Source organism: Hymenobacter aerilatus, assembly GCF_022921095.1.
GTDB lineage: Bacteria > Bacteroidota > Bacteroidia > Cytophagales > Hymenobacteraceae > Hymenobacter > Hymenobacter aerilatus.
The window spans coordinates 4579919-4605618 of record NZ_CP095053.1 but is presented as its reverse complement, the minus strand read 5'-3'; the positions used below and the strand labels follow the sequence as shown (position 1 = coordinate 4605618).

20 protein-coding genes are annotated in these 25700 nt (G+C 59.0%); 7 read left to right on the top strand and 13 right to left on the bottom strand.

All coding sequences use genetic code 11. From position 1 onward, the window contains the following. Window positions 1–81 precede the first annotated feature (81 nt). The 4 genes from MUN82_RS19270 to MUN82_RS19255 all read left to right on the top strand — a co-directional run bounded on the left by MUN82_RS19270 (window position 82) and on the right by MUN82_RS19255 (window position 6981). Window positions 82–4758 (top strand): PAS domain-containing protein, encoded by a 4677-nt coding sequence (locus MUN82_RS19270; RefSeq protein WP_245093028.1) that lies wholly within the window; start codon window positions 82–84, stop codon window positions 4756–4758. Then, window positions 4755–5396 (top strand): response regulator, encoded by a 642-nt coding sequence (locus MUN82_RS19265; RefSeq protein WP_245093026.1) that lies wholly within the window; start codon window positions 4755–4757, stop codon window positions 5394–5396. Before MUN82_RS19270 ends, MUN82_RS19265 begins: the two co-directional genes overlap by 4 nt. A gap of 129 nt (window positions 5397–5525) precedes the next feature. After that, window positions 5526–6362, top strand: a complete 837-nt coding sequence (locus MUN82_RS19260; protein ID WP_245093024.1) for a metallophosphoesterase family protein — start codon at window positions 5526–5528, stop codon at window positions 6360–6362. Then, on the top strand, window positions 6343–6981 hold the full coding sequence (locus MUN82_RS19255) for a hypothetical protein (protein WP_245093022.1): 639 nt from the start codon (window positions 6343–6345) through the stop codon (window positions 6979–6981). The genes MUN82_RS19260 and MUN82_RS19255 overlap by 20 nt, the downstream gene beginning before the upstream one ends. Before the next feature lie 24 nt (window positions 6982–7005). Here MUN82_RS19255 and MUN82_RS19250 read toward each other — a convergent pair whose 3' ends face one another. The 5 genes from MUN82_RS19250 to MUN82_RS19230 all read right to left on the bottom strand — a co-directional run bounded on the left by MUN82_RS19250 (window position 7006) and on the right by MUN82_RS19230 (window position 12754). Then, window positions 7006–8388, bottom strand: a complete 1383-nt coding sequence (locus MUN82_RS19250) for a lysophospholipid acyltransferase family protein (RefSeq protein ID WP_245093020.1) — start codon at window positions 8386–8388, stop codon at window positions 7006–7008. Window positions 8389–8583: 195 nt separating this feature from the next. Beyond that, window positions 8584–9678, bottom strand: coding sequence for a chorismate mutase (locus MUN82_RS19245; RefSeq protein WP_245093018.1), 1095 nt, complete (start codon window positions 9676–9678; stop codon window positions 8584–8586). Between the two features lie 141 nt (window positions 9679–9819). After that, on the bottom strand, window positions 9820–10665 hold the full coding sequence (locus MUN82_RS19240) for a prephenate dehydrogenase (protein WP_245093016.1): 846 nt from the start codon (window positions 10663–10665) through the stop codon (window positions 9820–9822). Then, window positions 10662–11858, bottom strand: a complete 1197-nt coding sequence (locus tag MUN82_RS19235) for a pyridoxal phosphate-dependent aminotransferase (RefSeq protein WP_245093015.1) — start codon at window positions 11856–11858, stop codon at window positions 10662–10664. Before MUN82_RS19235 ends, MUN82_RS19240 begins: the two co-directional genes overlap by 4 nt. Before the next feature lie 17 nt (window positions 11859–11875). After that, on the bottom strand, window positions 11876–12754 hold the full coding sequence (locus MUN82_RS19230) for a prephenate dehydratase (RefSeq protein ID WP_245093014.1): 879 nt from the start codon (window positions 12752–12754) through the stop codon (window positions 11876–11878). 468 nt (window positions 12755–13222) lie between these two features. On the opposite strand from MUN82_RS19230, the gene MUN82_RS19225 reads away from it, so the two are divergent. The 3 genes from MUN82_RS19225 to MUN82_RS19215 all read left to right on the top strand — a co-directional run bounded on the left by MUN82_RS19225 (window position 13223) and on the right by MUN82_RS19215 (window position 15796). Further along, window positions 13223–14086 (top strand): tetratricopeptide repeat protein, encoded by an 864-nt coding sequence (locus MUN82_RS19225; protein WP_245093013.1) that lies wholly within the window; start codon window positions 13223–13225, stop codon window positions 14084–14086. A gap of 208 nt (window positions 14087–14294) precedes the next feature. Then, window positions 14295–15056: a porin family protein gene (locus tag MUN82_RS19220; protein WP_245093012.1), complete on the top strand. Its 762-nt coding sequence runs from the start codon at window positions 14295–14297 to the stop codon at window positions 15054–15056. A 188-nt stretch (window positions 15057–15244) separates the two neighbouring features. Continuing rightward, on the top strand, window positions 15245–15796 hold the full coding sequence (locus MUN82_RS19215; RefSeq protein WP_245093011.1) for a DUF4468 domain-containing protein: 552 nt from the start codon (window positions 15245–15247) through the stop codon (window positions 15794–15796). A 164-nt stretch (window positions 15797–15960) separates the two neighbouring features. Here MUN82_RS19215 and MUN82_RS19210 read toward each other — a convergent pair whose 3' ends face one another. From MUN82_RS19210 to MUN82_RS19175, 8 genes are all read right to left on the bottom strand, one after another. Beyond that, window positions 15961–17331 (bottom strand): ammonium transporter, encoded by a 1371-nt coding sequence (locus MUN82_RS19210; RefSeq protein ID WP_245093010.1) that lies wholly within the window; start codon window positions 17329–17331, stop codon window positions 15961–15963. Window positions 17332–17409: 78 nt separating this feature from the next. Beyond that, the gene (locus MUN82_RS19205; protein WP_245093009.1) at window positions 17410–18453 is read right to left on the bottom strand and encodes an outer membrane beta-barrel protein; all 1044 of its coding nucleotides are present in this window, start codon (window positions 18451–18453) and stop codon (window positions 17410–17412) included. A gap of 591 nt (window positions 18454–19044) precedes the next feature. Continuing rightward, window positions 19045–20151, bottom strand: coding sequence for an AIR synthase-related protein (locus tag MUN82_RS19200; RefSeq protein ID WP_245093007.1), 1107 nt, complete (start codon window positions 20149–20151; stop codon window positions 19045–19047). 162 nt (window positions 20152–20313) lie between these two features. After that, complete coding sequence (purF, locus tag MUN82_RS19195) at window positions 20314–21819, bottom strand: amidophosphoribosyltransferase (RefSeq protein WP_245093005.1); 1506 nt, start codon at window positions 21817–21819, stop codon at window positions 20314–20316. Between the two features lie 10 nt (window positions 21820–21829). Beyond that, window positions 21830–22456 carry a phosphoribosylglycinamide formyltransferase gene (gene purN / locus MUN82_RS19190; protein WP_245093003.1) on the bottom strand — a complete coding sequence of 209 codons (627 nt, stop codon included), beginning with the start codon at window positions 22454–22456 and terminating at the stop codon, window positions 21830–21832. Continuing rightward, a complete protein-coding gene (gene purD / locus MUN82_RS19185) occupies window positions 22457–23731 on the bottom strand; it encodes a phosphoribosylamine--glycine ligase (RefSeq protein ID WP_245093001.1) in 1275 nt (424 codons plus the stop codon). 103 nt (window positions 23732–23834) lie between these two features. Further along, entirely contained in the window at window positions 23835–24767 is a 933-nt protein-coding gene (locus MUN82_RS19180) for a phosphoribosylaminoimidazolesuccinocarboxamide synthase (protein WP_245092999.1), read from the bottom strand. 46 nt (window positions 24768–24813) lie between these two features. Then, the gene (locus MUN82_RS19175; RefSeq protein WP_245092997.1) at window positions 24814–25665 is read right to left on the bottom strand and encodes a phosphoribosylformylglycinamidine synthase subunit PurQ; all 852 of its coding nucleotides are present in this window, start codon (window positions 25663–25665) and stop codon (window positions 24814–24816) included. Window positions 25666–25700: the final 35 nt, after the last annotated feature.

The following is a 25700-nucleotide window of genomic DNA, read 5'->3' as shown; positions in this document are numbered from 1 at the left end:
CTTGCTGCTGAGGGCATAGCCTTGGCAAGAAAAATCTTCGTACACTTGGCTTACGGGGCCTTTTTCACCCGTTCGCGTTGCATGGAGCCTCCCCATTCTGTTCCGCCCAATTCCTCGCAGTTGGCAGCGCTGGCCGCGGCCACTGCACTGCTCAACGCGCTACCCTGGGGCGTGCTGGTGCTCGATGCGGACGGGTTCATTCGGTATATCAATCAGCAGGCGGCGCACTGGTGCGACACCCCACCCGCGGCCGTGGTAGACCAGCCCCTAGCGGACGCTCCGTTGCCACCCGCTCTGGGGGCTGCGCTACAACACATGCTGGCATCCGAGGCAGTAGCCTCCCACGAAGTTTGGCTGCCGCACACCGCGTTATGGCTTAGCCTGAAGGCCGCTCCCGCCCCGGACGGGCAACACTGGGTGTTTTGGGAAAACATAACCGGCCGCAAGCAGGCCGAGGCTGCTCAGCAACACAGCAGCCGGCTGCTACTGGACCTGGAGGAAGTGGCCCATACCGGCTCCTACGATGTCGACCTCGCTAGCGGGAGTTTCTACTTCTCTGACGGGATGTACCGGCTGTTTGGCGAGGTACCGAAGGCCTTCGTACCCACGCTGGAGTTCATTGATGCCCGCTCGCACCCCCACGATGCGGACCTAGTGCGGCCAGTGCTGGAGGAGGCCGTGCGTACCAAGCAGCCCTACACCTACCGCCGCCGCATCAGCCGCCCCACTGGGGAATGGCGTACCCTCGAAGCGCACGGCGAAGTGCGCTGCGACGCAGCCGGCAACGCCGTGCAGCTCCGCGGCCTAGTGCAAGACATTACCGAACGCGTGCAGGCCGAACAGGCGCTGCACGCAAACCGCGAATTACTGCGCGCTACCATCGACAGCTCCCTAGATATGGTGCAGGTGTTTGAGGCCGTGCGCGACGAGCAGGGGGTAGTAGTGGATTTTAAGTGGGTGCTGAATAATACCGCCGCCGAGCAGTACTACGGCGACGTCATCGGTCAGCGTCTGCGCCAGCTAAACCCCGGCGTGGTGGAAGAAGGCATTTTCGACGTCTTCCGGCAAGTGCTCGAAACGGGTGTGCCCGACCAGCGCGAGCACCACTACGTGCACGAGCAGTTCGACGGCTGGTTTTACCAGTCTACCGTGAAGCTGGGCGACGGCGTGACGACCACCACCCACGACATTAGCCAGCGCAAACAAGCCGAGCAGGAGCTTCGCGAAACGAAAGAGTTGCTGCAGGCTACCCTAGACAGCTCCCACTACGTGGTGCAAGCCTTTGAGGCCGTGCGAGATGCCAGCGGGAAGATTGTCGATTTTACGTGGATATTAAATAACCGGGTCTGGCTGGAGCGATATGGGCCCCCCATGGCGGGCAAAAGCCTTCTGCAAGAAAACCCGGGAGTTGTAGAAACGGGGCTGTTCGACCTGTTTGTGCAAGTAGTGGAAACCGGGGTTCCGGTTGACCACGAGCAATATTACGCCCACGAGCAGTTCGAGGCCTGGTTTCATCAAACGCTGGTCCGGATGCGGGATGGCTTCGTGATGACCACCGCCGAAATCACCGAGCGCAAGCTGGCCCAGCAGGAAATCTTTCGGCTCAAAGATGAGCTAGCCCAGCAAGCCGAAGACAAGTACCGCACTCTGTTCAACGCGATGGCCGAAGGCTTTGCGTTGAATCAGCTGGTCCGCGATGCGCACGGCCGCGCGGTAGATGCCCGCTACCTCGAACTCAATCCCGCCTTTGAGCAACAAACCGGCCTCAACCGCGCCCACGCCGTGGGCCAGTTAGCCAGTGCGCTCTTCCCGATCTTTTATGCCGACTGGCTGGTCGTGGCCGAGCGCGTGCTGCAAGCCAAACAGCCGGAACGCTTCGAACACTACGTTGCGGACACCGACCGCTGGTATGTATTCTACATGACGCCGGTTAGCGGGGCCGACTTGTTCGGGGTGTTCTACGACGACATCACCCAGCGCAAAAAGGAAGAGCAGACCCGGCGGGCTAGCGAGGCCCAACAAGCGTATCTGTTGCAGCTCACCGACGCGCTGCGCCCGCTCGCCGACGCGCGGGAAATTCAACGCACTGCCACCCGCGTGCTAGGCGAATACTTTGGGCTCGGCCGCGCAATGTATGCGGAGATTACGCTCGACGGTGAAACGGTGGTGGTAACGGACAATTATCTGAGCGGGCGATTTCCGGCCTTTACGGGCTCGTTTCCGCTCTCAGCCTACGGCCCCATCATCGAGCGGGCCCGCCACGGCGAGCCCCTGATTGTGGAGGACGTGGCCGCCGAAGCCGAGCTGACCGAGGAGGAGAAATTCAACTACCAGGTCATCGGCTCTACGGCCTTTGTCACCCACCCGCTTCTGAAAGGCGGGCGTTGGGTGGCCAACCTGGTGGTGCACCAGGGCGAGCCCCGCCGCTGGACGCCCGATGAAATTGCCTTGCTACGGGAAACGGCCGAGCGCACCTGGGCAGCAGTAGAACGCGCCCGCGCCGAAGAAGCAAGGCGCCTGAGCGAGGAGCGCCTGCAAGCCCTGGTAACCAACCTTCCGGGCGCAGCCGTCTTCATCGTGGGCGCCGACTTACGCTACCAGCTGGCCGAGGGTGAGGCGCTGTACGCGGCTGGCTTCAACCCGGCCAGTCTACTCGGGCGCACCCTCTACGAGGCTATGCCCCCTACCCTGGCGACCGAGCACGAGCGACACTACCGCCTGGCCCTGGCCGGGCAGAGCTTCTCGCTGGAAAATGAGGCTCATGGCCACACGTACATCTCGCGTGGGGTACCCCTGTTCGACGCTGCGGGCCACGTGGGCTCCGTGCTGGTCGTGAGCTACGACATTACGGAGCGCAAGCGGGTAGAAGAAGCGCTACGGATAAGTGAGGAGCAGTTTCGCACCTTCGTTAACCTGGTGCCCGACTTGCTCTGGCGCAGCACCACTGCTAGCGACACAACCTGGTATAACCAGCAGTGGTACGAGTACACCGGCCAGACCCTTGAAGACGCCGCCGACTACGGCTGGACGGATGTTATTCATCCCGATGACCGAGCCGCATCGGCGCGCCGCTACCAGACTGCTGTAACCAATGGTCAGTTCCTGCGCCAGGAGCACCGTATCCGCTCGGTCCAGGGCGAGTACCGCTGGTTTCAGGTGCAGGTTCGGCCCGTTCGGAACGAGCATGGCGAGATTATTACCTGGTTTGGGGCCGCCACCGACATTCACGCTCGTAAGCTAGCCGAGATGCACCAGCGCCAGACCGAAGAGCGCTACCGCAAGCAACTGGAGCAGCAGGTGCTAGAGCGCACCCAACAGCTCCAGGAAAGTCGCGACCTGCTGCAGTCGGTACTTGATAACAGCCTTATTTCCATGTCGGTGCTGCAGGCTGTGCGCAATGAAGCCGGGCAGGTGCAGGATTTCCGCTTAGCCCTCGTCAACAAAGAGCTGGAGCGCGAAACCGGCCGCACCGACTTGGTAGGCAAGCTCTACGCCGCCGAGTATCCCGGCATCCGGCAGGTAGGCCTTTTCGATTTGATGCTGCGCGCTTTGGCTTCCGACGCGCCCCAGGGCATGGAGTATTTCTACGACCACGAAGGCTTCAGCCGGTGGTTCACGTGCCAGTTTGTGAAAATGGGCGACGGCCTGGTAGCCACCAATCTCGACATCACCGAGCGCAAAACGGCCGAACAGGAGCGCCTGAAAAACCTGCGCCTGCTGGAGCAGGCCGAAACTGTGGCCGGCCTCGGCAGTTGGGACTACGATCTGGTGACTAACACCATGCGCTGGTCTGACGGCATGTACCATTTGTTAGGCCTGCAGCTGGGCATGCCGGTTGGGCCCGATGTCTACCTACAGTTTGTGGCGAAGGAAGACCGGGCCCGCGCCGAGCAACTGGTGCACAACTTGACTACGGGCAGCAGCGGCTTCGAAGAAACCCTACGCCTGCGCGTAAAAGGGCAGGTGAAAACTGTGCGTACGAAAGCCGTAGTGCTCCGCAATGAGGCGGGCCAGCCTACGCGCGTGCTGGGCGTCGACTTGGATATTAGTGAGTTGCAGCGCCTAGAGGCCGACAATTTACGCTTGCGTCTCACGCAGCAGCAGGCCTTGTTCGAGGCCGTGCAGGAGGCCCAAGAGGCTGAGCGTGGGCGCCTGGCCGAGAGCCTGCACAATGGCATCGGTCAGATACTCTACGCCACCAAGCTGCGCTTCGACCGCCTACCCACCCCGCCGCCGGACACTACCCCCGAGCTGGCGGCCGTCCGCCGCGAGGCCGACCAATTGCTCGTAGAAGCCATCCGCCAGACCCGCGCCCTCTCGCACGAGTTGGTACCGCTGGCCTTGGAAGACTTTGGCTTAACTGCCGCCCTGCACGACATCTGTCAAAAAATGAGTGCGCCGCGCCTGCATATGCATTGCCACATAGTGCTCGATTCCGATACTGCTCCCCTACCCCCGGCCCTGCAAATGGCGCTCTATCGCATGGCCCAAGAGCTGGCTCAGAATATTGTGAAGCACGCCCACGGCGCTACCCAGGCCAGCCTGGAGCTGGAAACCATGCCCGGCTGGGTGCTGCTGCGAGCCGAAGACAATGGCCCAGGCTTTGGGGCAACCTTAGCCGGCAGTTCTGGCCTGGGCCTACGCAGCATCCGCGACCGGGTAGCCTTGCTGCGGGGGCAGTTGCAAACGGGCTCTGCCCCCACTGGTGGGGCATACGTCCGCATTCGTATTCCCTACCCTGATTTTCTGAGCTCATGATCCGACTTTTCCTCGTTGACGACCACGCTGTACTCCGCGATGGCCTGCGCGCGCTCCTGCAGCAAACCCCTGACCTGCAAGTGGTGGGCGAAGCCGAAAACGGTGAGCAGCTGCTCGCCCAGCTACCCACTACGCCCTGCGACGTGGTACTGCTGGACTTGCACATGCCGGGTCTCGACGGCTTGGCTACCACCCAACGACTGCGTGCGGAGTTTCCCGAAGTCCGGATACTAGTGCTCTCGATGGTAGACCATGCCCGGTCTATTGGGCAAGTGCTAGAGGCTGGCGCCTCAGGCTATGTATTGAAAAACACGGGCCACGACGAACTGGTGGTGGCGGTGCGGTCTGTAGCCGCTGGCCGGCGCTTTCTGTGCTCCGAGCTAGGGTTGGCCATGCTGGAAAAAGTGCTGGTAGGCATTCCGGAGCTGCCTCCCCAGCCCGCAAACGGCCTCTCGGCGCGCGAGCGGGAGATTTTGCAGCTGGTGGCTGATGGCCTTACTACTGCCCAGATTGCCGATAAGCTGTTCACCAGTCCGCGCACGGTGGAAACCCACCGTCAAAACATGATGGAAAAAACCGGCTCCAAAAACACGGCGTCCCTGATAAAAATCGCCGTCAACCAGGGATGGTTGACATAACAGCCAAGAGGGGTGCCCGGCATCTGCTGGCTTTTGTGCTGCTCCAAGAGTTGATTTTCAACCTTTGAAACACAATCCTACCCTCGCTGGTATAGAGGACACCTTTCTTATAGGTTGATGGCTTTGCGTATGGCTGATTTTACGTTTTCCCGGCTGGCTGTCCGGTTGGCATTTGGAGTGCTCCTGACGACGGCCGCCACCGGCTGCGACTTACTTGAATTCAGTCCCAACGATACCCGTGCACCAGCTTCGGAGCGCGACCTGACGCGCAAAAACCTGACAGCCCTGGCCCAACGCCCTGTGCCTACCGGCGGCGACACGCTCCGCTTTGTGTTTACCTCCGACTCGCAGCGCTACTACGATGATGTGCCGCCGCTGGTAGCCAGTATCAACCAGCAGCGCGGCCTGGCCATGGTACTGGTAGGCGGCGATATTTCCGACTTTGGCCTGGCTAGGGAAATGCGCTGGGTGAACGATGAATTCAAGAAGCTGAACGTGCCTTACTTCACGGTGGTCGGCAACCACGACTTGGCCCAGAACGGGCGCGAGGCCTACCAGCGCATCTTTGGTCCGCTGAACTACACGTTCACGTACGCTGGCACGCGCTTTATCTTAGTGAACACCAACGGCCGCGAGTACGAATTCAACGGCCATGTGCCCGATGTGCCCTGGCTGCAGCAGCAGCTAGCCGATACGGTAGGCGTGCGTCGCCAGGTAGTCATGGCCCACGTGCCGCCCGAAGACGGTGACTTCGACGCGGCCGTGACGCCGGCCTACACCAGCACGCTAGAGCAGGCGCCGCGCCTGGTGCTGCACCTCACCGGCCACAACGATAAATTCTCCGTGCGCCAGCCCGTGCCGGAGCGCGTCACCTATATCAGCGGCTACAGTGTGGCGCAGCGCAACTATCTGCTGCTCACGCTCTGGGGCCGACATCAGTATAAGCTTGAAACCATATCGTATTAGGAGGATGCGGCACACGGCTACTCTTCTCGCGGGGCTGCTACTAGGCGGTTGGTCGGCCACGGCGCAATCCACGGATGCTCCCACCCCACGCCCTTGGTATGTACCCGACCACGCCGTACTGCAAACCGGCGGCGGCATTGGGATGCTCACTACTGGTGCGGGCTACTCGCCCAGTCGCCACCCGCACCGCTTCGATGCCGATGTGCTGGTGGGCTACGTGCCGGCGCGCTATACCGGGCATCGGGCCTTCGCTATTTTCACAGCCAAAGCCACGTATTCACCGTTTTCGGTGCAGCTAGCGGAGCGGTGGCGCCTGTTGCCGCTGTCGGTAGGCGGGCTGGTAAACTACACACCCGCCGCGCAGATCAACCGCAACAGCGCCGACAAATACGGCTACCGAGGCTACTACTGGTGGACGACTACCCTGCGGGCTGGGGCTTTCTTGGGTAGCCGGGTAGCCCTGTCCCTACCCCGCGCCACCGGCGGCAAGCGTGAGGTTTCGCTTTACTACGAGCTAGGCACCAACGACTTATATCTGGTAAGTTACCTACCCAACCGCAGTGGCCTCAGCCTTGGCCAAATCCTGACCCTGGGTGTGGGCGCGAAGGTGGATTTGTGATAAACGACCCGGCAACTCGCTCTCCTACCTTACTTGCCTACCCGCCAAGTATTCCTGGCTGGCTTCGTTGAGCAGGCGCAGGATTTCTGCCCGTTGCCGAAGCAGGCTTTCACCCTCGGCGGGCTGCTGTCGGAACAGCTTCGACGCACGTAGTCGGTACCGCCGGGCCTCCAGGTTGTTCCAGTAGCTGAGGGCGTAGAAGCCCGTGAGGGGCAAGCTGAGGAAATACAGCGCCGTCCAGCGCCAGTCGTTGGTGTAGTGATGCACCAGGGCCGTTTGAGCCGCGTAGCTAACGCTGAAGGTGATAATACCCACCGATAGCAGCAGCGGCGCCACAAACTCCACGTCTTTTGTGGCGCGCTTGGCCACCACGGAGGGTAGGATATAGGGCACGTAGTTGTTCACCACGCCATACAGGTACACGGGTAAGCCCAGTATCAGCTTGGCCGTCGTTTTCACGGCCCGGCTTAGGCGCGACGACCGGGGCTTTTGTGGCTCCAGGGCTTCGTCTGTGAGGCGCAGGCGGCGAAGGTCAGCCAGGTAGGCTGTGAGCCGGTCGCGCACCTCGTGCAGGCGCTCGGGGTCGTGCTGCTCGAAGTAGGCCACAGCTTGCAGTAGCGTGCGGCTGAGCTGGAAGTTGTCGTAGAGCGTATCGGGGTCGTCGTCGGGGTTGAGATGGTCGCCAAAGGTGCGCTCGATGTTCAGCACCAGCTCATCTTCTGAGGCATCGCGGGTGATAACCAAGTGCTTCTCCATACGCTGCCGAATTTCCTCGGTCAGCGCGTCGGCGGCGGCTTCGGGGTCCTGGCGGTAGGCAGCAGCGTAGTCGGCCACCCGAATCAGGCGGGCCGGGTTCACGAGCACATCGGAGCGGAAGTGGGTAGGGTCGAAGTAGTTGATGCCGACGGGTAGGATTTGCAGGCCCAGTTGGAAGTCGCGTCGAGCTTCGGCGCCCAGCGCAATGCGGGCCGCGCCGGTCTTGAGCGGGCGTAGGCGCCGCTCGCTCACGCTGGTGCCCTCTGGGAAAATCATCAGCGTACCGCCCCTATCAAAGTGGTCGTAGCTGCGACTGAAGGCGGCCTCATTGCGGGCGGTTACTTCCTCGGGCGTCAGCTTTTCGGCTCCGCTTTCCGTATCCTGCCGCCGGTACACCGGAATGCAGTTACCCGACTCCATCACAGCCCGCAGAATCGGATTCTTGAAAAACGTGCTTTTCGCCAAAAAGAATACTGGCTCGCGGCGGTTAGCAGCTACCACCAATGGGTCCATCAGGGTGTTGGGGTGGTTGCTGGCAATCAGCAGCGGCCCCTTGGTTTGCAGCCGGTTGTGCCGCCGGATTTCGAGCTTGCGAAAAAACACGCGCAGCGCCACCTGCACCACGGGTTTCATGACGGTATAGAAGAGCATGGGCCTAAATACGGGGGATTTTTGCGCGTGGGCAAGTTTATTCTACACCGCTATCATTCCAAGTTCCCCTGTCACCCTGAACGCAGTGAAGGACCTTCTCACGCTGGAACGAGTCGTTATTACGATGGTCGTTCTCACGTGAGAAGGTCCTTCACTGCGTTCAGGATGACAGACGAAGGCTAAAAGGCCCCTACCCTACTCCGCCTTCTTGCTCATCACCCGGTTCTGGCGGTTGATGGACTCCAAATGGATGGCATCGAGATACTTCAGAATGAAGTCTTCAGTGAGGCCCAACTTAGCGCCTTTTTGCACGCCATGGTCCAGGATGTCGTTCCAGCGAGCGGTTTGCAGGATGGTGATGTTGTTGTCGCGCTTGTACTCGCCAATGCGCTCGGCAATCTGCATGCGCTGGCCCAGCAGTTGCAGCACCTCGTCGTCGATGTGGTTGATCTGCTCGCGCAGTTTGGCCAGCGCGCTCAGGAACTCCTGCTTATCGGTGGTTTCGCGGCGCCAGTGCAGGCCGTCGAGCAGTTCAGCTAGGCGCTCGGGCGTCACCTGCTGCTTGGCATCACTCCAGGCGTTGTCGGGGTCGATATGCGACTCGATAATCAGGCCGTCGTAGTCCAGGTCGAGGGACTTTTGAGCCACCTCGGCCAGCATGTGGCGGTTGCCGCAGATGTGGCTCGGGTCGCAGATCATGTGCATATCTGGCATCCGGCGCTTCATCTCAATGGCCAAGTGCCACATGGGCGCGTTGCGGTACTGCGTGTTGCCGTACGCCGCGAAACCTCTATGAATCAGACCAATCTGCTTCACGCCAGCTTTGGCAATGCGCTCCACGGCACCAGTCCACAGTTCTAGGTCGGGGTTGATGGGGTTCTTGATGAACACGGGCACATCCACACCGCGCAGGGCATCAGCCACTTCCTGCACCGAGAAGGGATTTACGGTGGTGCGGGCGCCAATCCAGAGAGCATCCACGTCGAACGTCAAGGCGTCTTCTACGTGGCGGGCCGTGGCTACCTCAATGGTAGTGGGTAGGCCGGTCAGCTCGCGAGCTTTTTTCAACCAAGGCAAGCCCTTGGTACCAATCCCCTCGAATAGGCCCGGCTTGGTGCGAGGCTTCCAAATACCGGCGCGCAGCATGTCTACCTTGCCGGTAGCGGCCAGTTGGGTGCAGGTAGCTATCAATTGCTCCTCCGTTTCGGCCGAGCACGGTCCGGAGATGATGAGTGGTTTTTTAGCGGCTACAGCCGCGCCCAGGGTCTGGGTTTCGAGGGAGGTGTTCATGAGAGGTATGAAAGATTGTGTCATTCTGAGCGGAGCGAAGAATCTTATCACGGCTGCACGATTATGCATTTGATAGATACTACCAGCCGTATGGTTCTGTCGTGAGAAGGTCCTTCGCAAGCTCAGGATGACAGGAGAATGTTATTTTAAAATGCGCTTGATGTGGTTGGCTTGATGAATGAGGTCCGTGAAAGCGGAGTAGTCTTCCTGCGCCAGCACGTCGCGCATGTGCTGGAGCTGGCGTAGGTGTTCGTCTAGCACGTCGAGCACGTTTTCGCGGTTTTGGCGGAAGATGGGCACCCACATGGCCGAGGAGCTTTTGGCCAGACGCACGGTAGACGAAAAACCGGTACTGGCCAGCTCAAAGATACGTTGCTCGTCGCGTTCTTTCTCTAACACCGTGAGAGCCAGGGCAAACGACGTGATGTGCGAGATATGCGACACGTAGGCCACGTGCATATCGTGCTCGGCACCGCCTAGATACACGCGCCGCATGCCCAGGGCATCAGCTACGTGCTCTACCTGCGCTACGGCGTCGGCGGCGCTGTCTTCGGCGTCGCAGAGCACCAGGGTTTTGTCGCGGAACAGCTCCGGCACCGCCGCCTCCGGCCCCGAAAACTCGGTGCCCGCCATGGGGTGCACCGCCACGAAGCGACTACGCTTGGGGTGCGTACGCACCACGTCCAGCAGCGCTTTTTTAGTGGATCCCACGTCGATAACCACTTGGTTGTCTACCATATCCAGCACCTCGGGCAGCAGGGAGAGTAGCGCATCCATGGGCACAGCCAAGATGATCAGGTCGGCGCGGCGCACGGCGGCGGACAGGTCGGTAGTGCCCTCGTCGATGAGGTGACGGGCGGCGGCTTCGCGCAGGTGGGTAGGGTCATGGTCTACCCCAATAACGTGCGTTGCCACGCCGTGCTGCTTCATGCTCAGTACCAGCGAGCCGCCAATCAGCCCTACCCCTACTACAGTCACAGTCATCATTGGGCCTGGCTGCTAGTAAGTTTCGCCTCCTCTACCCGCCGAATGGCCTCGTCCAGCACCTCTACCTTCTGGCACAGGCTAATGCGGATATAGCCGTTGCCGTTGCTGCCGAAGATGCCGCCGGGGGTGATGAACACGTTGGCGTCGTAGAGCACCCGGTCGCTCACGGCGAAGCCATCAGCATGCCCTTCTGGCACGGCAGCCCATACGAATAGCCCTACCTGGTCGCGGCTGTAAGTGCAACCCAGCAGGTCGAGCAGGGCAAACACCCGCTCGCGCCGGGCGCGGTAGTGGGCGTTCAGCTCGGCAAACCACTCTTCACCCAGCCCTAGCGCCACTACGGCAGCCTGTTGTACCGGCCGGAACATGCCCGAATCCATGTTGCTTTTAAAGCGCAGTACGTCTTGCAGCAAATCGGCGCGGCCGGCCAGCATGCCTACCCGCCAGCCCGCCATGTTGTGCGACTTGCTCAGGGAGTTCAGCTCCAGTACGCACTCGCGGGCACCGGGTACGGACAGCAAGCTGGTGGGGTTGTCGTTGAGAATGAAGCTATACGGATTGTCGTGCACCAGCAAAATGTTGTGGGCCAGCGCAAAGTCAACTAACGCTTGCAACTCGGCTTCGCTGGCGCGGGTGCCGGTGGGCATGTGCGGGTAGTTTACCCACATCAGCTTCACGCGGCTGAGGTCGGTGGCGGCCAGAGCCGCCAAGTTGGGCAGCCAGCCGGTTTCGGCGGTCAGGTCGTACTCGCGCAGGGTAGCGCCGGTTAGCTCAGCGGCAGCGCGGTAGGTAGGGTAGCCAGGGTTGGGCAGCAGCACCTCGTCGCCGGCCTCCAGAAACGTCATGCTGATGTGCATGATGCCTTCCTTGGAGCCCAGCAAGGGTAGCACTTCGCTGTTAGGGTCCAGCACTACGCCGTAGGCGCGGGCGTACCACGCGCTCATGGCCTCGCGCAGCGCCGGCAGGCCTTTGTACGACTGGTACCCGTGCGCATTGGGCAGGGCCGCATCATCGGCCAGGGCAGCCACCACGGCGGGCTGCGGCGGCATATCGGGGCTGCCGATGCCCAGGTTGATGATCTGCTTGCCGGCTTTGTTGAGGGCATCAATTTCCTGCAACTTGCGGGAGAAGTAGTATTCCTGCGTGTGGGCCAGGCGCGAGGCGGAGGTAATTTGTATCGACTGCTTGGTCATGGTGAGTGGCTACTTAACTACTGAAGCGGCGCCTGCTGGCGGATGATATGATCGGGCACGGTTTCTAGCACGTCGCGGTGGTAGGCGCCCAGCACCTCCAGGTGCTCCGTGAGGGGGCGCAGCTCGTACAGGAGAGCCGCCAGCTGAGCCGGCGTGTCAAACTCCACATCTACATGAAACCCGTACTGCCAGGTGCGGCCCGTGCGGGGGTAGGACTGCAATTTAGAGAGGTTGATGCCCAACTGCGCAATAGGCGCTAACACCCGTACCAGGCTTCCCTGGGCGTGGCTGGTGTGGAAGTACAGCGAAGCTTTGTTCACGGTAGGCGCCAGCTCTTCCAGCACTGGGGCGCCGCGCTCCAGCACTAAAAAGCGCGTGTAATTGGCCGGGTCGGCGTGAATATCAGCGGCCACAATTTCCAGGTCGAACAGCTCGGCGGCCAGGGCGCCGGCTACGGCGGCAACGCCCGGCCGCCGATGCTCCCGGATGCGCTGGGCACTCAGGGCCGTATCCTCCGTCTCTACCAGGCGCCAGTGGCCATGGCTGCCCAGGTAGTCGGCACACTGGAGCAAGGCCATGGGGTGTGAGTGCACCTCGTGTAGGTCGTGCAGGTGCTGGCCGGGTAGGGCCATCAGGTGTTGCCGAATGTGCAGATACACCTCCCCTATCACGTGCACTTCGTGACGTTGGAGCAGTGAGTAGTTGGGTAGAATACTGCCAGCCAACGAGTTTTCGATGGCCATTAGGCCGAAGTCTGTAGTACCGCCCGCCACGTGGCGCACCACTTGCCCAAAGGTGGCACAGGGAGCAATGGCGTGGTCGACGCCAAAATGCCGCCGGGCCGCTACCTGGTGGAAACTTCCTTCAAATCCCTGAATGGCAATGGTCGGGTACATACGACGGTGAGAAAAGGTGTAAAAAAAGGGCCTCCTTAGGAGGGCCCTTCGTTGTGCTTTCGCTGCTTAGCAAGTGCAAACGCGGGCCCGCTTCTTCGGGTAGAAGAAGTAAAAAAAGTAGTAGGCAAAAACGGGAGCGTTGACGAGCATGGGTTAAAAAAAAAGCCTTCCGGGGTGGGAGGCTTTTGTGTGATTCAGGAGTAGGGTTCCTACAAAGCGGCCTCGCTGCTACGATTGCTCGTAGTAGGTAAAGTAAAAGCTAAAAAAAGCCGCTGCCGGAGTAAGAAGCATGTGTGGTGTGTTGCCTTGTTGGATAAAGGCAACGGCCAAAGCTGCGCAATCATTTTTTAAAAACCAAACATCCACTAGCCGCGCTGCTACGTTGGTGTGCTTGCGTCCACCGCTAAAACCGTCGTATTTTGCCGGCAAACCGCTTGTTTGCACTTTCTTACTTTGCAGGAAATAATCATGATTTTTTTGGGCTCCTCACGCATTACCGCTGCTCTTTTACTGGCTGGCGGCTCTTTCCTGGCGGCTACGGCGCAGGCCCAGACCAACATTGCCATCCTGCAAAAAGCCGATGCGCTGGTGGGTGAGCGGAAATATGCCTCGGCTTTTCAGGTGCTGCAAAAGTATGACCCGCGCAACGAGCGCCCGGCTGTAGTGCTGCAAAAGGAAGACATTGCCCTCCGCTACAACGTGGGCCACTCGCAGTATCGGCGGTTTGCGTTCAAAGATGTGCAGCTGACGGACAACCTGGAGAACTTCCGCAGCCCAGACAGCACCTACACCTTGACGCCGTTTCCGCTAGGTAGGGCGCTACGTACCCTCAAGGCCCGCTACCCCAACGATTACAAGTTGGACCGCGGCCTGGGCGACTACTACTTTGCCGTGCAGCAGTGCAACTGCGCCGAGACTAGCAAGGAAGAGGACGACCTATTTCCGCTGATTATTCAGTACTACGACGTAGCCCATGAGCACGGCTATGGCGACTATAGCTCTTACTACGCGCAGGGTTACTCCTACCAGCGCTTAGGCATGTTTCAGGAAAGCGTAGCGCCGTTTCTGCGCTCCATCGAGCTGCGCAAAAACTACCCCGAGTCGCACCTCAACTTAGCCTTCGTGTACCTAGAGCTGAAGCAGTTTGAGAAGGCCAAAGAGCAGGCCCAGTTAGCCGTAGAGCTATTCCCCGACGAGCAGCACAAGTCCGACGCCAACTTCCTGCTGAAAACCGTTGAGGAGCGCCTTCAAGGCAAGGAGGCGGTGGCCCCCAAGCCAACCGCTACCCCGCAGAAGGGCACCAAAAAGCCTGCGAGGAAGCGAGTTATCTAAGTTCCCTATATATTCTGAGCAGTACAAACGCCCTTCCCGTGCGAGAACGATGCTAGTCATTCTTGCACGAGAAGGGCGTTTGTAGTAGGTAGGCGGCGCAACTACGCATTGCACTTTGGCACGGTTTTTTTGAATAGTACCGCAACAGCCCGCCGCTAGTGTGCACCACGCGGCCCGGCTTTTGGTTCTACTCCCGTTCCCTACTACTATGCAAACGAAGCGTCTTTTCGGCCGCCTGGCCGCGGCTTGCCTTTTCCTAACGGTTTCTGTTTCTGCTGCTCAAGCGCAAGTGCGCCGCCCTGCTACTTACTCCACTCAGGGTAAGCGGCCAGTGTATACAGCCCCACAATCTTCTTCTACCAACGGCGTCCAGCTCGGCATCCGGGCCGGGGTGAACGTGGCCGACTGGAACGGCGACGCCGTGCAAAGCGTAATGACGCTGGCCGACTACACCAACGGCGCCGTGACCCGCGAAACCCGTACGGGCTTTCATGCTGGCCTCTACGCTACCCTACCTTTGGGCGAACGGTTTGCCATCGAGCCCGGCGTATTGTATTCTGAGAAAGGCACGCAGCTGCGCGGTACGGCTTCGGTGCCCAACTTTGAGGTACTGAGCGCCAACGTAACAGCCACTGCCCGCACTGCTTACATAGATGTGCCTGTGTTGGCCAAAGCCTACCTCACGCGGGGCCTCTATCTCTACGCAGGTCCACAGGCGTCGTTCTTGGTCAGTAGCAAAGTGCGCGTAGCCGCTGGGGCACTAGGCTTCACGGCCTTCCGGCAGGATTTCGATACCAAAAACCAGTTCCGTCCGGTCGATTTTGCGGCGGTGGGCGGCTTGGGCTACCAGTTCGACAGCGGCTTTGGCCTGAGCGCCGGCTACGACTACGGCCTCACCTCCCTGGACAAAAACAACAGCTTTCAGGCGCAAAACCGGGTCATCAAGGCGTCGCTTAACTATTCATTTTAAGGTTACCTAATAGTTTGTACGCAGTGCTATAGGTAGCTATTAGGTAGGAGCCCGCTGATTTTTGCATACGCAGGAAGTCAGCGGGCTTCTGTATGTTGGGTCTATTGCACTCTGCCTGTTTCTTAGACCTTTTATAGTAAGTGTTTCGTATAAAGGTCTTTACTTCACGTTTTATTCCACCCCGCCCCATGAAATATATTCCCGTTGCATTGCTGCTGCTACTAGGTAGTACAGCAATGGCCCAGCAACCCGATACATACGTTAGTACCCCTGCCTTGCACATAGACTCCGACACCCAGCGGGCTCTGTACAAAGGCTCTGTGCCCGTAGCGGCTACCTCGCAGGAAAATCTGTACTCCAGAGCGCAGGATTGGCTGACGCAGGCCACCCGTACCCACACCCTGAGCACGCGTACTAATAGCGCGGAAGCTGGCTTCATCAAAACCCACGTGCTACTCCGCGATGGGCAGGAAATGTACTCGTTCCTACTCTCTCTGCAAGCGCAGGAAAATGGCTACCGCTACCGGCTGGAAGATGTAGTGTACAGCCAACCGCACTTTGCCCGCGCCGGCAAGCACAGCGCCGGTCCGCTCCAGATTCCAGCCGAAACGCTGCTCCGTGGCCAGTCTACGGCTACTCAGCGCAAGCAGCTCGCCAAAATCGACGCCCGCCTGCAATCCTTCCTGCAAGAATTGAATACGAAGATGCAACGCAAGCCCGAAGGCTTGGCCCTGCGCTAAACGCGCACCTGTAATCCGTACGCCCACACTGCCACACAAGCCGTTGCGCTGATTTCTGACAGTTGTGCAGGTACTATAGTATCAGCTCCTGCTTTCCAACAGTATCGTTGGAAAGCAGGAGCTGATACTATAGGGGCCTACCCTACGCGGGCGGTAGCCCCTCGCTACGATACCAGTTCTTTACGGTACAGCTTCTCGTATTCTTCGTCTACGTGGTAGGTAGACTCTTCGTGCTGGCTCAGGTCGAGGCCGAGCTCTTCTTCCTCCTGCTTCACCCGCAGCCCTACCAGCGCATCTGTCACCTTCAGCAACACCCACGACAGGACCGTTACATAGACAATGACGATGACCAAGCCCAGCACATGGTAGCCAAATACAGTAGCAGTGCCATTCACCAGACCTACATTGGTGGCGAATACGCCCGTGAGCAGCATGCCCACAATGCCACCCAGGCCGTGGCAGGGGAATACATCAAGAGTATCGTCGATAGTAGTGCGGCTGTTTTTCCAATGCACGGCGGCAAAGCTCACCAGCGAGGCCACGATGCCAATCAGAATACTCTGCCCGTAATCGACGTAGCCGGCGGCAGGCGTGATGCCTACTAGGCCCACCACCGCACCAATGCAGGCGCCCATGGCGGTGGGCTTACCGCCGCGCGCCACCTCTACCAGCAGCCACGCCACCAGCGCCGAGGCCGAAGCCAGGTTGGTGTTTACAAACGACAGTGAAGCCAACTCATTGGAGCCCAGTGCTGAGCCGGCATTGAAGCCAAACCAACCAAACCACAGCAAGCCGGTGCCCAGCAGCACGTAAGGCACATTGGGCGTCACGAAGGAAGTCTGGCGGTGCGCCCGGCGCGGCCCCAGTACCATGGCCGCTACCAGCGCTGCTACCCCAGCCGAAATATGCACTACGGTACCGCCCGCAAAATCAAGCACGCCCCACTTCCGCAGGAAGCCCTCGGGGTGCCAGGTCCAGTGAGCTAGCGGGCAGTAAATAAACAAGCAAAACAGCACCATAAACACCAAATAGCTCTTGAAGCGCACGCGCTCAGCAAACGAGCCGGTGATGAGGGCCGGGGTGATGATGGCAAACTTCAGCTGAAACGCGAAGAAGAGAATGAATGGGATGGTAGGCGACAGGGTAGGGTTGGGTGCTGTGCCCACATCGCGCAGCAGCAAAAAGGTCATGGGGTTGCCGATGAGGCCATTCCAGGAGTCGCCGTAGGCCAGCGAGAAACCCACGAAATACCACACCATAGAAATAACGCCCAGCGCTACAAAGCTTTGTAGCATAGTGGAAATTAGGTTCTTGGGGCGCACCATGCCGCCGTAGAAAAACGATAGGCCCGGCGTCATCAGTAGCACAAAGGCCGAGGCGGTCAGCATCCAGGCAATATCGCCGGTGTTCAGGGCGCTATTTTCGGCGGCCGCAGGGTGTGGCATGCGCACAAAGGCCGCTATCAGCCCCAGCGCGACCAGCAAAAGTAGCCCCAACGGGCTCCGACCAGATTTGGGGGGTAGGGAAATTTCCATGCAAAGGGTGTTAGGTAGTTGGAGGGAGTTATACTATTGAGGTAGAGTTGATTCTTTAGTTTTTAGGACCAGCCGCACTTAAAAGGAGTACACGGCCGCTAGCAGGCCACTCACAGTTGCTTTTTTGCTGTTGCCGGCCTTGTTCGCAAAGAGGTTATCGTCGTCGCTGCTCCGGTCCAACCGGATTTCCGGGATAATGGTCAGGTTGTCGATTCTGATGTTGGAGGACAGCGTAGTTTCGAAGAGATTTTTACTCAGCCCCAGCAGGCGATTTTTGTCGCCGGTATACTCGGCGCGGAGCGTGAAACCCAACCAGGGCTGCGGGTCGAGGTTGGCGTACAGGGCCGAGCCCCACCACGTGTGGTACTCGTCGCTGCCGCCCTCGCCTATCGCTCTGCGCTGCTGCATAGTACCGTTATAAGAAAACGACAGCTTGCTGTTAATCAGATAACTGAGTACAATATCCTCTTGATGCAGGCGCAGCGCGTCTTGCGCCCGACCGCCTTGATAGTTGATATATACCTTCAGCTTGTCGTCGTGAGAGCTGGTGGCTAGCTGCCCAATTACCATCTTGGGCATGGCGCTGGCACTCTTAAAATCAGTGGGATTGGCTAGGCCTACCATTAGCGTGGTTTTGTCGCCCATGCCTATTTCCGCTTTCACGCCCGTATGGAAAAAGGGGCCGTACGAGAACATATAGCTCATGCTATAATTGCGGTTCAGATACGGATCCACCGACTCGTACCCGATGTGCGTGGCCCAGCTACCGGCCGTAAACTTGAGTTTTTCCGTAGGCGCGTACGTCACATACAGCTGCTTGATGGCAAAGCGGGTGTTGTCATCGTTGTAGGAAAACTCCTCGGCCCGGCGCCCAAAGCCTACATCGGCCACCAGCCCTACCTTACCAATAGTGTGCGCAGCTTTCAGCGAAATCATGCCTAACTCAAAGGAGTTGTGGCTGTTAGTGAAGCTTGTACGGTTGTTATAGGGGCCTTCTTGGGGGTTGCTAAAATTGTAGCGGTAATAGCCATCGGCAGAGCCAGAAAACACAAAAGGCTTTTTCTGCACGGAATCGCCGGGTTCGGTGGCGAAGGCTGCCGTCAGGAGGGCAGTGGTCAGCATCAACATAAAGGAGGGGGTATAGATGAAAGCAGTGAGCGTACGCGTATTGACAAAAGCGTGGGAAGCCCCAAGCTTTTCAGGCAAGCGGAGGTAGGCCACTGCTTTTACAAGGCAGCGCCAATCAGGTACTATGCTTCTAAGGGATGCTCCTGGCTATTGGGCGGCAATACCAGGTACTCTAAATAACAGGGACAGATAGAGCAGACTTGCTGAGCACTGTATGACAGGATAAGCTCAACAATAGGGTATGTTGTATTCTCAAGGCCAATATAGAAGACACTTTTGAATTATTAGCAATACCCCATTAATTTTTAAGGCATTATTTTTAAAATATGTACTCTTTACTTGAAATGCACCTTGAATAATAGGGTCATTTTTCAAAATATTACTTTCCGAACCTTTCCGTTTTTTCCACCAAACTCTACGCTGGTTTATCTATTTAGCAAGTCATACATATGCAAAAAGTCCCTGTCGGGAGTACCGCTCTTTGCTAACAAAGAGAGAGACTCCCGACAGGGACCTTACGAATATTCTATAGACCAACGCCGCAGCACAATATGCTACAACGTCAATGCATCAGTCGTGTAGTGGCTACGCGTACGTCAACTCGCCAGCCCCTACCTTCAGGCGGATACCAGCTTCGGCCGTAATGCGGCCTGCTACCTGAGCCTGATAGCCATCGGCACGAAGGCTGTCGGCTATGGCTTCGGCCTGGGCTTCATCAGTTACGAGCAGCATACCGTTGCCCATGTTCCAGTAGAGGTAGGCGTCGGCGGGCGTGATGCCGGCCAGTTCCGTGAGCTTCTGCATAGCGGGCAGCGGCTCAAACAAGTTGGTCAGCTCGGCCCCTACCCCGTTTTTCAGCACCCGCTTGAAGTTATCGGCAATGCCGCCGCCGGTGATGTGCGCCGCGGCATAGAGGGGTAGGCCCTTGTCTAATACCTTGGCTACGCCGGGCGAGTAAATCAGCGAAGGCGCCAGCAGCACTTCCCCCCATGTGTGCCCGGCCGAGCCATGTGGGGTAGCATCAGCGCCGTCGTAGGGAGCTGAGTGCCAGTTGTCGCCGAACAGGTTTTGCAGCGTGCGGCGGGCCAGCGAGAAGCCGTTGGACCGGAAGCTGGGCGATTGGATAGCTACTACCGCCTGCCCGGCCTGCACGCTGGCCCCGCTGAGAGGACGCTCCAGGCTGGGGTGCAAGCTGCCAATGGCCGTAGAGCACCAGTTGAAATTCATACGGGCACCGGGCCAGCCGCCAATACGGTTGCCTAGCTCGGCAATTTCGCCACCCGTAATGGCCACGCCGGCAAAGTTGCAGGCATCGTGCAGGCCGCGCATCATCTCGTCAATCACGTCGTAGTCGAGCGTGTTCACGTCGATGATGTTGCTGAGATTGGTAGGCACAAAGCCGCCCACAATCAGGTCGTCGGCCGTCATGGCCACCAGGTCGTAGCCCAGCGTATCAAACTTTCCTACCCGCTCGGCCACCTCAATCTTGGTTCCGATGCCATCGGAAGAGATGCCTAGCCGCGCATTGCCAAAACGGATTTCGTTGGCGAAACCGCCATCCAGATCCTGGGCCGCCTCGCCGGGCTTGCCGGTACGATTAGCGAAGGTTTTCTTGGACCACGCGTAGGCGTTGCGGGAGCATTCGTTGCCGAGGTCGATGTCGTAGCCGGCAGGTTTTTGGGAAGATGACATGGGGTAGGCTTAGGCTATTTTTAATCTTGTCATCCTGAGCGGAGCGAAGGACCTTATCACGTGTGAACAACAGGCGTACTAACGACTCGTTCTAGTGTGATAAGGTCCTTCGTCGCCGCTTGATGCGCGGAATGTTCAGGATGACACTTCGTTGTTACTCAATTAATGTTCCGTGGGCTCGGGGGCTTTGGCGCTGACGGACGTAGCGGCTAGCGCCTTGTCCTTCTTGCTGCGGTGGCTTTGGCGTTCCTCCTGGATGTGGCGCAGATAGCGCGTCACGTCGCCGGTGGGGTAGTTGCCGGTGAAGCAGGCAAAGCAGTTGCCGCCGTGGCCCTTTTCTGGCGAAAACAGCTCCTGCAAATCCTCCACCGACTGATAGATCACGCGGTCGGCCTCAATGTAGTCACAGATTTCCTGCTCGGTGTGGTTGGCCGCAATCAACTCCGTGCTCATGGCCATATCGATGCCGTAGATGCAGGGCGACACAATGGGCGGCGCCGACGAAATAAAGTACACCTCCTTGGCGCCGGCCTCGCGCAGAATGCGCACAATGCGCCGCGAGGTAGTGCCACGCACGATGCTGTCGTCCACCACAGCCACCTTCTTGCCTTCCACAAAGGCCCGAATCGGGTTCAGCTTTTTCTTCACCACGTCTTCCCTACCCGCCTGGCTGCTCACAATAAAGGAACGGCCCATGTGGTTATTTTTCACCAACCCACGACGATAGGGCACGCCAATGGCCTCAGCCAACCCCGACGCGGCAAAGTAACCCGAAGAGGGCACATCAATCACCATATCAGGCTGCAATCCAGCTTCTTTCACTCGGCGCGCTAGCAGCTTGCCCAAGCGCACACGCTCCCGCGCCACCAAGCGGCCGTGAATCACGGAGTCTTCGCGGGCGAAATAGATGTGCTCGAACACGCAGAAGTTCTTAGGCTGCTGGTAGGGGTTCTTGTAGTGAACCTTGAAATTCTGGTCGATGAATATGGCCTGACCTGGTCCTACGTTCTTGATGAACTCGAAGCCCAGGTAGTCAAAGCACGTCGATTCTGAGGCGAAGGCGTACACCGGACCATTAGGCGTGTCGCGACGACCAAGCACCAGGGGCCGGATGCCGCGGGGGTCGTTGAAAGCCAGCAGGCCGTACCCGGCAATAACAGTGATAGTAGCGTAGGCACCTTCTACCAGCTCCTGCGTCGTTTCCACGGCATCAAAGATGTCGACCACGGAGAGGTTGTCGAGGTCCTTGGTGCGCAGCTCCGAGGCGAAGGTGTACATAATCAGCTCCAGGTCGTTGTTGGTTTTGGGCAGCACGTGGTACTTCTCGTGCAGGCGTTTGGCCACGTCGCGGAAGTTGATAACGTTGCCGTTGTGCACCATCGACAGCCCGAAGGGGTAGCTAGTGGTGAAGGGCTGCGCCAGCTCCGAATCGTTGGAGCCCTGCGTGGTATAGCGCGCGTGCCCAATGCCGATGTTGCCCGTCAGCTTTTTCAGAAACTTCGGCCGAAACACGTCGGCAATCAGCCCATTGCCTTTGTGCAGGTGAAAGTTGCCGTCGAAGGTGGCAATGCCGGCGGCATCCTGCCCGCGGTGCTGCAACGCGGTGAGGCCGAACACAATGTCGTGCGCGACGTCATCAGGACCGTAAAAACCTACTATTCCGCACATAATTCAAATGTCAATGTTGAGTTGCCGACCGCTCGGCAATGGAGGGGGTAGGCAACTCTTGGCGAATGAGTTGCACTAACGTATTGGCGTACAATTGGTGTTCTACGGCTAGGCCGCGGCGCTCTACTTCAGCCAGCGTATCGGCACCGCGCAGGTCCACGGGGGCCTGCGCCAAAATCGGACCCGTATCGAGACCCTCATCAACCAAATGCACCGTTATTTTAGTTTCGGGCAAGCGGTTTTCGAAGGCCCATTCGTAGGCATGTAGGCCTTGGTGTTGGTGCGTATCGGCAGGATGAATGTTGACAATGCGCCCCGCAAACGCCCGCACGAATACCGACGACAGAATACGCATATAGCCCGCCAGCACCACGTAATCGGGCTGGTAGCCTTGGAGTAAGTCCACCACGGCCGCATCATATTCGGCGCGTTTCCTACCCTCCGGAGCTAGGCTGGCGGTGGGGCAGCCCAGCGCGGCAGCCGTGGTCAGGCCAGGCGCATCGGGCTTGTTGCTGAATACCACGGCCACTTCGGCCACGCCTTGCAATACGCCACGCTGCACCGCTTCGACCAGAGCCACCATGTTGGAGCCTCTACCCGAAAGCAAAATCGCCAGCCGTGGCAGGTTAGTTGTCATTTAATATACGCGAGTAAGAATGGGGCTGGGCCGCTGCCCAATGTCGGTGCGGTAGTACGCATCCTGGAAGCTGATTTTCTCGATTTCGGCGTAGGCTTGCTGCACGGCATCGTTCAGCTCGTCGCCATGCGCTACTACCACCAGTACCCGGCCACCGCCGGTTACCAGCTGTTCGGCTTCGGCGCCGGCTTTCACTCCGCCAAAGAACACCAGCGTATCGTCGGCGAGTTGGTCGAGACCCGTAATGGGGAAGCCCGTGGGAAACTTAGGCGCCGGGTAGCCGCCCGAGGCCAGCACCACGCCGGCGTAGTGGCCGGGGCGCTGCCATACATCGTGGCGCGACAGGTCGCCGTCAAGAGCCGCCGTGATGAGGTCGAGCAGGCTGCTTTGCATAGCGGGCAACAGCACTTCGGCTTCCGGGTCACCCAGGCGGGTGTTGTACTCCAGCAGCTTTGGCCCGTTGGGCGTGAGCATGATGCCGAAATAGATGAAGCCTTTGAAGTCGAACTGCGACGCCTGCAACCCGCGCATGGTAGGCTCAATGATGTCGCGGCGCACCTCGGCCATTACGTTGTCATCGGCGAAGGGTACGGGGCAGTAGGCACCCATACCACCGGTGTTGGGCCCTTGGTCGCCGGCCCGCAGCTGCTTGTGGTCCTGCGAGGTAGCCAGCAACCGGATGCTGTTGCCGTCGGTAGCGCCCATCACGCTGATTTCAGGGCCGACTAGCTTTTCTTCCAGTAAGAAGCTAAACCAATCGGAATGCAGATCCACTAGCTCATCAATGGCGGCCTTCACTTCTTCCTCCGACGAGCAAACGTACACACCCTTGCCAGCGGCCAGGCCGTCGTACTTTACCACTACCCTACCCTCCAGCTCGGCCGCTTTGGCCAGAGCTTCGGTTACCTGGTCGGAGCGGAACGTCCAGGCTTGCCCGGTAGCCACGCCGTGGCGCTGCATAAAGTTCTTCGACCATACTTTCGACGACTCCAGCGCCGCTGCCTGCCGGGTTGGGCCAAACACGCGGATATCAGTCTGGGCGAAAAAGTCGGTCACGCCCGCCGCCAAGGTTGCCTCGGAGCCAGGCACCAGCAGTTTCGCACCTTGCTCCTCGCAAAAGCGCTGCACCGCCGGAAAATCCAGCGCGTCAATGGACGGCACCGAGCCGGGGATACCAGGGTTGCCGGGCAGCACGTGCGCAGTGGCACCATCTTGGGTGAGTTTCCAGGCGAGAGCGTGCTCACGAGCACCAGAACCGAGGATGACTACATTCATGAAACAACTAGATTTTGTACGGTATTTAAATTTCGTACGTATTTAAATTACAGTACTTAACGCCCTAGGCGGGCCAACTTTATCGAGGCGAATTACCGTTCCTTTAGGCGTCCTTCATCAGGCCGGCACGCACTAGGTTGCCTACCAGACGAGCGTGCACGTCGCCCCCAACGGTTGGCTCGTTGGCGGTGGGTAGGGGCTGGCCGGTGATGCGCTCATAGATGTCGAGGTAGCGGCGGGTGGCCTCCTGCGACACCTCGGGCGTGAGGGCGCGGGGATACTGGCCATCTACCTTGTTGGCAATCAGCCACTGGCGCACGTACTCTTTGTCCATCTGCTCCGCCGATTCTGGGTTCTTGGCGTAATCTTCAGCCGACCAAAAGCGCGACGAGTCGGGCGTGTGGATTTCATCAATCAGAATCAGCGCGCCATTCAGCAGGCCAAACTCATACTTGGTATCCACCAGAATAATACCTTTTTCCTTCAACAGATCGGAGCCTACCTTGAACAAGGCCAAGGCTTTCTCCTTCATCTGGTCGTACAGCTCTTGGCTCACCCAGCCTTCGCTCACCAAGTTCTCGGGCGTGATTTCGCGGTCCGATTCTTCCTTGGTCGTCGGCGTCACGATGGGCTCGGGGAACTGCTGGTGCTTACTCAGTCCGTCGGGCACCGTTACACCGGAGAAGGTGCGCTGCCCCTGCTGGTAGCCGCGCCACATCGAGCCGGTAAGGTAGGCGCGCACCACCATCTCCACCCGAATTGGCTCGGCTTCCTTCACCAACATGGCGTTGGCATCTACCAGCTCAATCACGTGGTTGGGGATGATGTCGCGGGTCTTGTCGAACCAGAAGTTAGCCAAGCCATTCAGCACCGCACCTTTGTGGGCCACAGGCGTTTCCAACACCGAGTCGAACGCCGATAGGCGGTCCGTTACGATGATGAGCCGGTCGCCGTTAGGAGCACGCAGCGAGTCACGTACTTTCCCGCGGTGCAGGAGTTCGAGTTGGGGAGTTTCGAAGTGATTGAGGGTGTTCATATCGGGTAGAAAGCCGACGCGAATCGCTGGCGGGTTGCAGTAGTGATTAGGAGGCAGAAGTGGCTTCAGCGTGCGGGTGGGCCGCATGTTGTTGCACATGCTCCACAATGTTGCGGAAGATGCGCAGCCCGTCGCCCTCTTCAGAAAGCTCCGGATTTTGGCGCTTGCGGCGCGTCCATTCCGGGTGGTTGTAGAGCGAGAGGTAGGCCTCGGGGTGCGGCATTAGGCCAAATACCTGACCGGTGGTATCGGTCAGGCCGGCGCAGTTTAGGTCGGCGCCGTTGGGGTTGTGAGGGTAGGCCGATACCTCGCAGCCCGTGCTGTCGCAATAGGTCAGCACGTTGAGGCCACGCTGCACGATCTGCTCCCGCGTGGCAGCATCGGGAATGATGAGGCGACCTTCGCCATGGCGCACGGGCACCTCCAGCGTATCCATGCCTTTGAGGAAAGGCGTGCCGGCCTTCGGGTTGACTTTCAAGCGCACCCAGCGGTCCTCGTACCGACCCGAGGCGTTGTGCGTCAGCGTCACTTCGGGCGTTACGTTGCCGGCCAGATCGGGTAGCAAGCCCAACTTTACGAGCACCTGAAACCCGTTGCAGATGCCCAGCACAAACTTGCCATCGGCAATGAATTGCCGGATATCATCCAGCAACGTGCGGCCTTCGGCGTTTTTGCGGTAGCGCAGCTTATTAGCCAGTACCACACCTGAGCCCAGATCGTCGCCAAATGAAAAGCCGCCGGGGAAGTTCAGAATATCGAAATCGTGGATGCTGACCTCACCGTGCAATACTTGGTTGAGGTGCACGATGGTAGGCTCGGCGCCCGCTAAGCGGTAAGCCGCCGCGAACTCTTCTTCGCAGTTGATGCCGAAACCAGTGAGAATGAGTGCTTGAACCATAAGATGCGGAGCGCCGACCGGAGGCCGGCCGCCGG

Excerpts from the sequence above, each read along its gene's own strand:
- MUN82_RS19270 (WP_245093028.1), top strand. The coding sequence starts at position 82 with ATGGAGCCTCCCCATTCTGTTCCGCCCAATTCCTCGCAGTTGGCAGCG.
- MUN82_RS19265 (WP_245093026.1), top strand. The coding sequence starts at position 4,755 with ATGATCCGACTTTTCCTCGTTGACGACCACGCTGTACTCCGCGATGGC.
- MUN82_RS19260 (WP_245093024.1), top strand. The coding sequence starts at position 5,526 with ATGGCTGATTTTACGTTTTCCCGGCTGGCTGTCCGGTTGGCATTTGGA.
- MUN82_RS19250 (WP_245093020.1), bottom strand. The coding sequence starts at position 8,388 with ATGCTCTTCTATACCGTCATGAAACCCGTGGTGCAGGTGGCGCTGCGC.
- MUN82_RS19245 (WP_245093018.1), bottom strand. The coding sequence starts at position 9,678 with ATGAACACCTCCCTCGAAACCCAGACCCTGGGCGCGGCTGTAGCCGCT.
- MUN82_RS19240 (WP_245093016.1), bottom strand. The coding sequence starts at position 10,665 with ATGATGACTGTGACTGTAGTAGGGGTAGGGCTGATTGGCGGCTCGCTG.
- MUN82_RS19235 (WP_245093015.1), bottom strand. The coding sequence starts at position 11,858 with ATGACCAAGCAGTCGATACAAATTACCTCCGCCTCGCGCCTGGCCCAC.
- MUN82_RS19230 (WP_245093014.1), bottom strand. The coding sequence starts at position 12,754 with ATGTACCCGACCATTGCCATTCAGGGATTTGAAGGAAGTTTCCACCAG.
- MUN82_RS19225 (WP_245093013.1), top strand. The coding sequence starts at position 13,223 with ATGATTTTTTTGGGCTCCTCACGCATTACCGCTGCTCTTTTACTGGCT.
- MUN82_RS19220 (WP_245093012.1), top strand. The coding sequence starts at position 14,295 with ATGCAAACGAAGCGTCTTTTCGGCCGCCTGGCCGCGGCTTGCCTTTTC.
- MUN82_RS19215 (WP_245093011.1), top strand. The coding sequence starts at position 15,245 with ATGAAATATATTCCCGTTGCATTGCTGCTGCTACTAGGTAGTACAGCA.
- MUN82_RS19210 (WP_245093010.1), bottom strand. The coding sequence starts at position 17,331 with ATGGAAATTTCCCTACCCCCCAAATCTGGTCGGAGCCCGTTGGGGCTA.
- MUN82_RS19205 (WP_245093009.1), bottom strand. The coding sequence starts at position 18,453 with ATGCTGACCACTGCCCTCCTGACGGCAGCCTTCGCCACCGAACCCGGC.
- MUN82_RS19200 (WP_245093007.1), bottom strand. The coding sequence starts at position 20,151 with ATGTCATCTTCCCAAAAACCTGCCGGCTACGACATCGACCTCGGCAAC.
- purF (WP_245093005.1), bottom strand. The coding sequence starts at position 21,819 with ATGTGCGGAATAGTAGGTTTTTACGGTCCTGATGACGTCGCGCACGAC.
- purN (WP_245093003.1), bottom strand. The coding sequence starts at position 22,456 with ATGACAACTAACCTGCCACGGCTGGCGATTTTGCTTTCGGGTAGAGGC.
- purD (WP_245093001.1), bottom strand. The coding sequence starts at position 23,731 with ATGAATGTAGTCATCCTCGGTTCTGGTGCTCGTGAGCACGCTCTCGCC.
- MUN82_RS19180 (WP_245092999.1), bottom strand. The coding sequence starts at position 24,767 with ATGAACACCCTCAATCACTTCGAAACTCCCCAACTCGAACTCCTGCAC.
- MUN82_RS19175 (WP_245092997.1), bottom strand. The coding sequence starts at position 25,665 with ATGGTTCAAGCACTCATTCTCACTGGTTTCGGCATCAACTGCGAAGAA.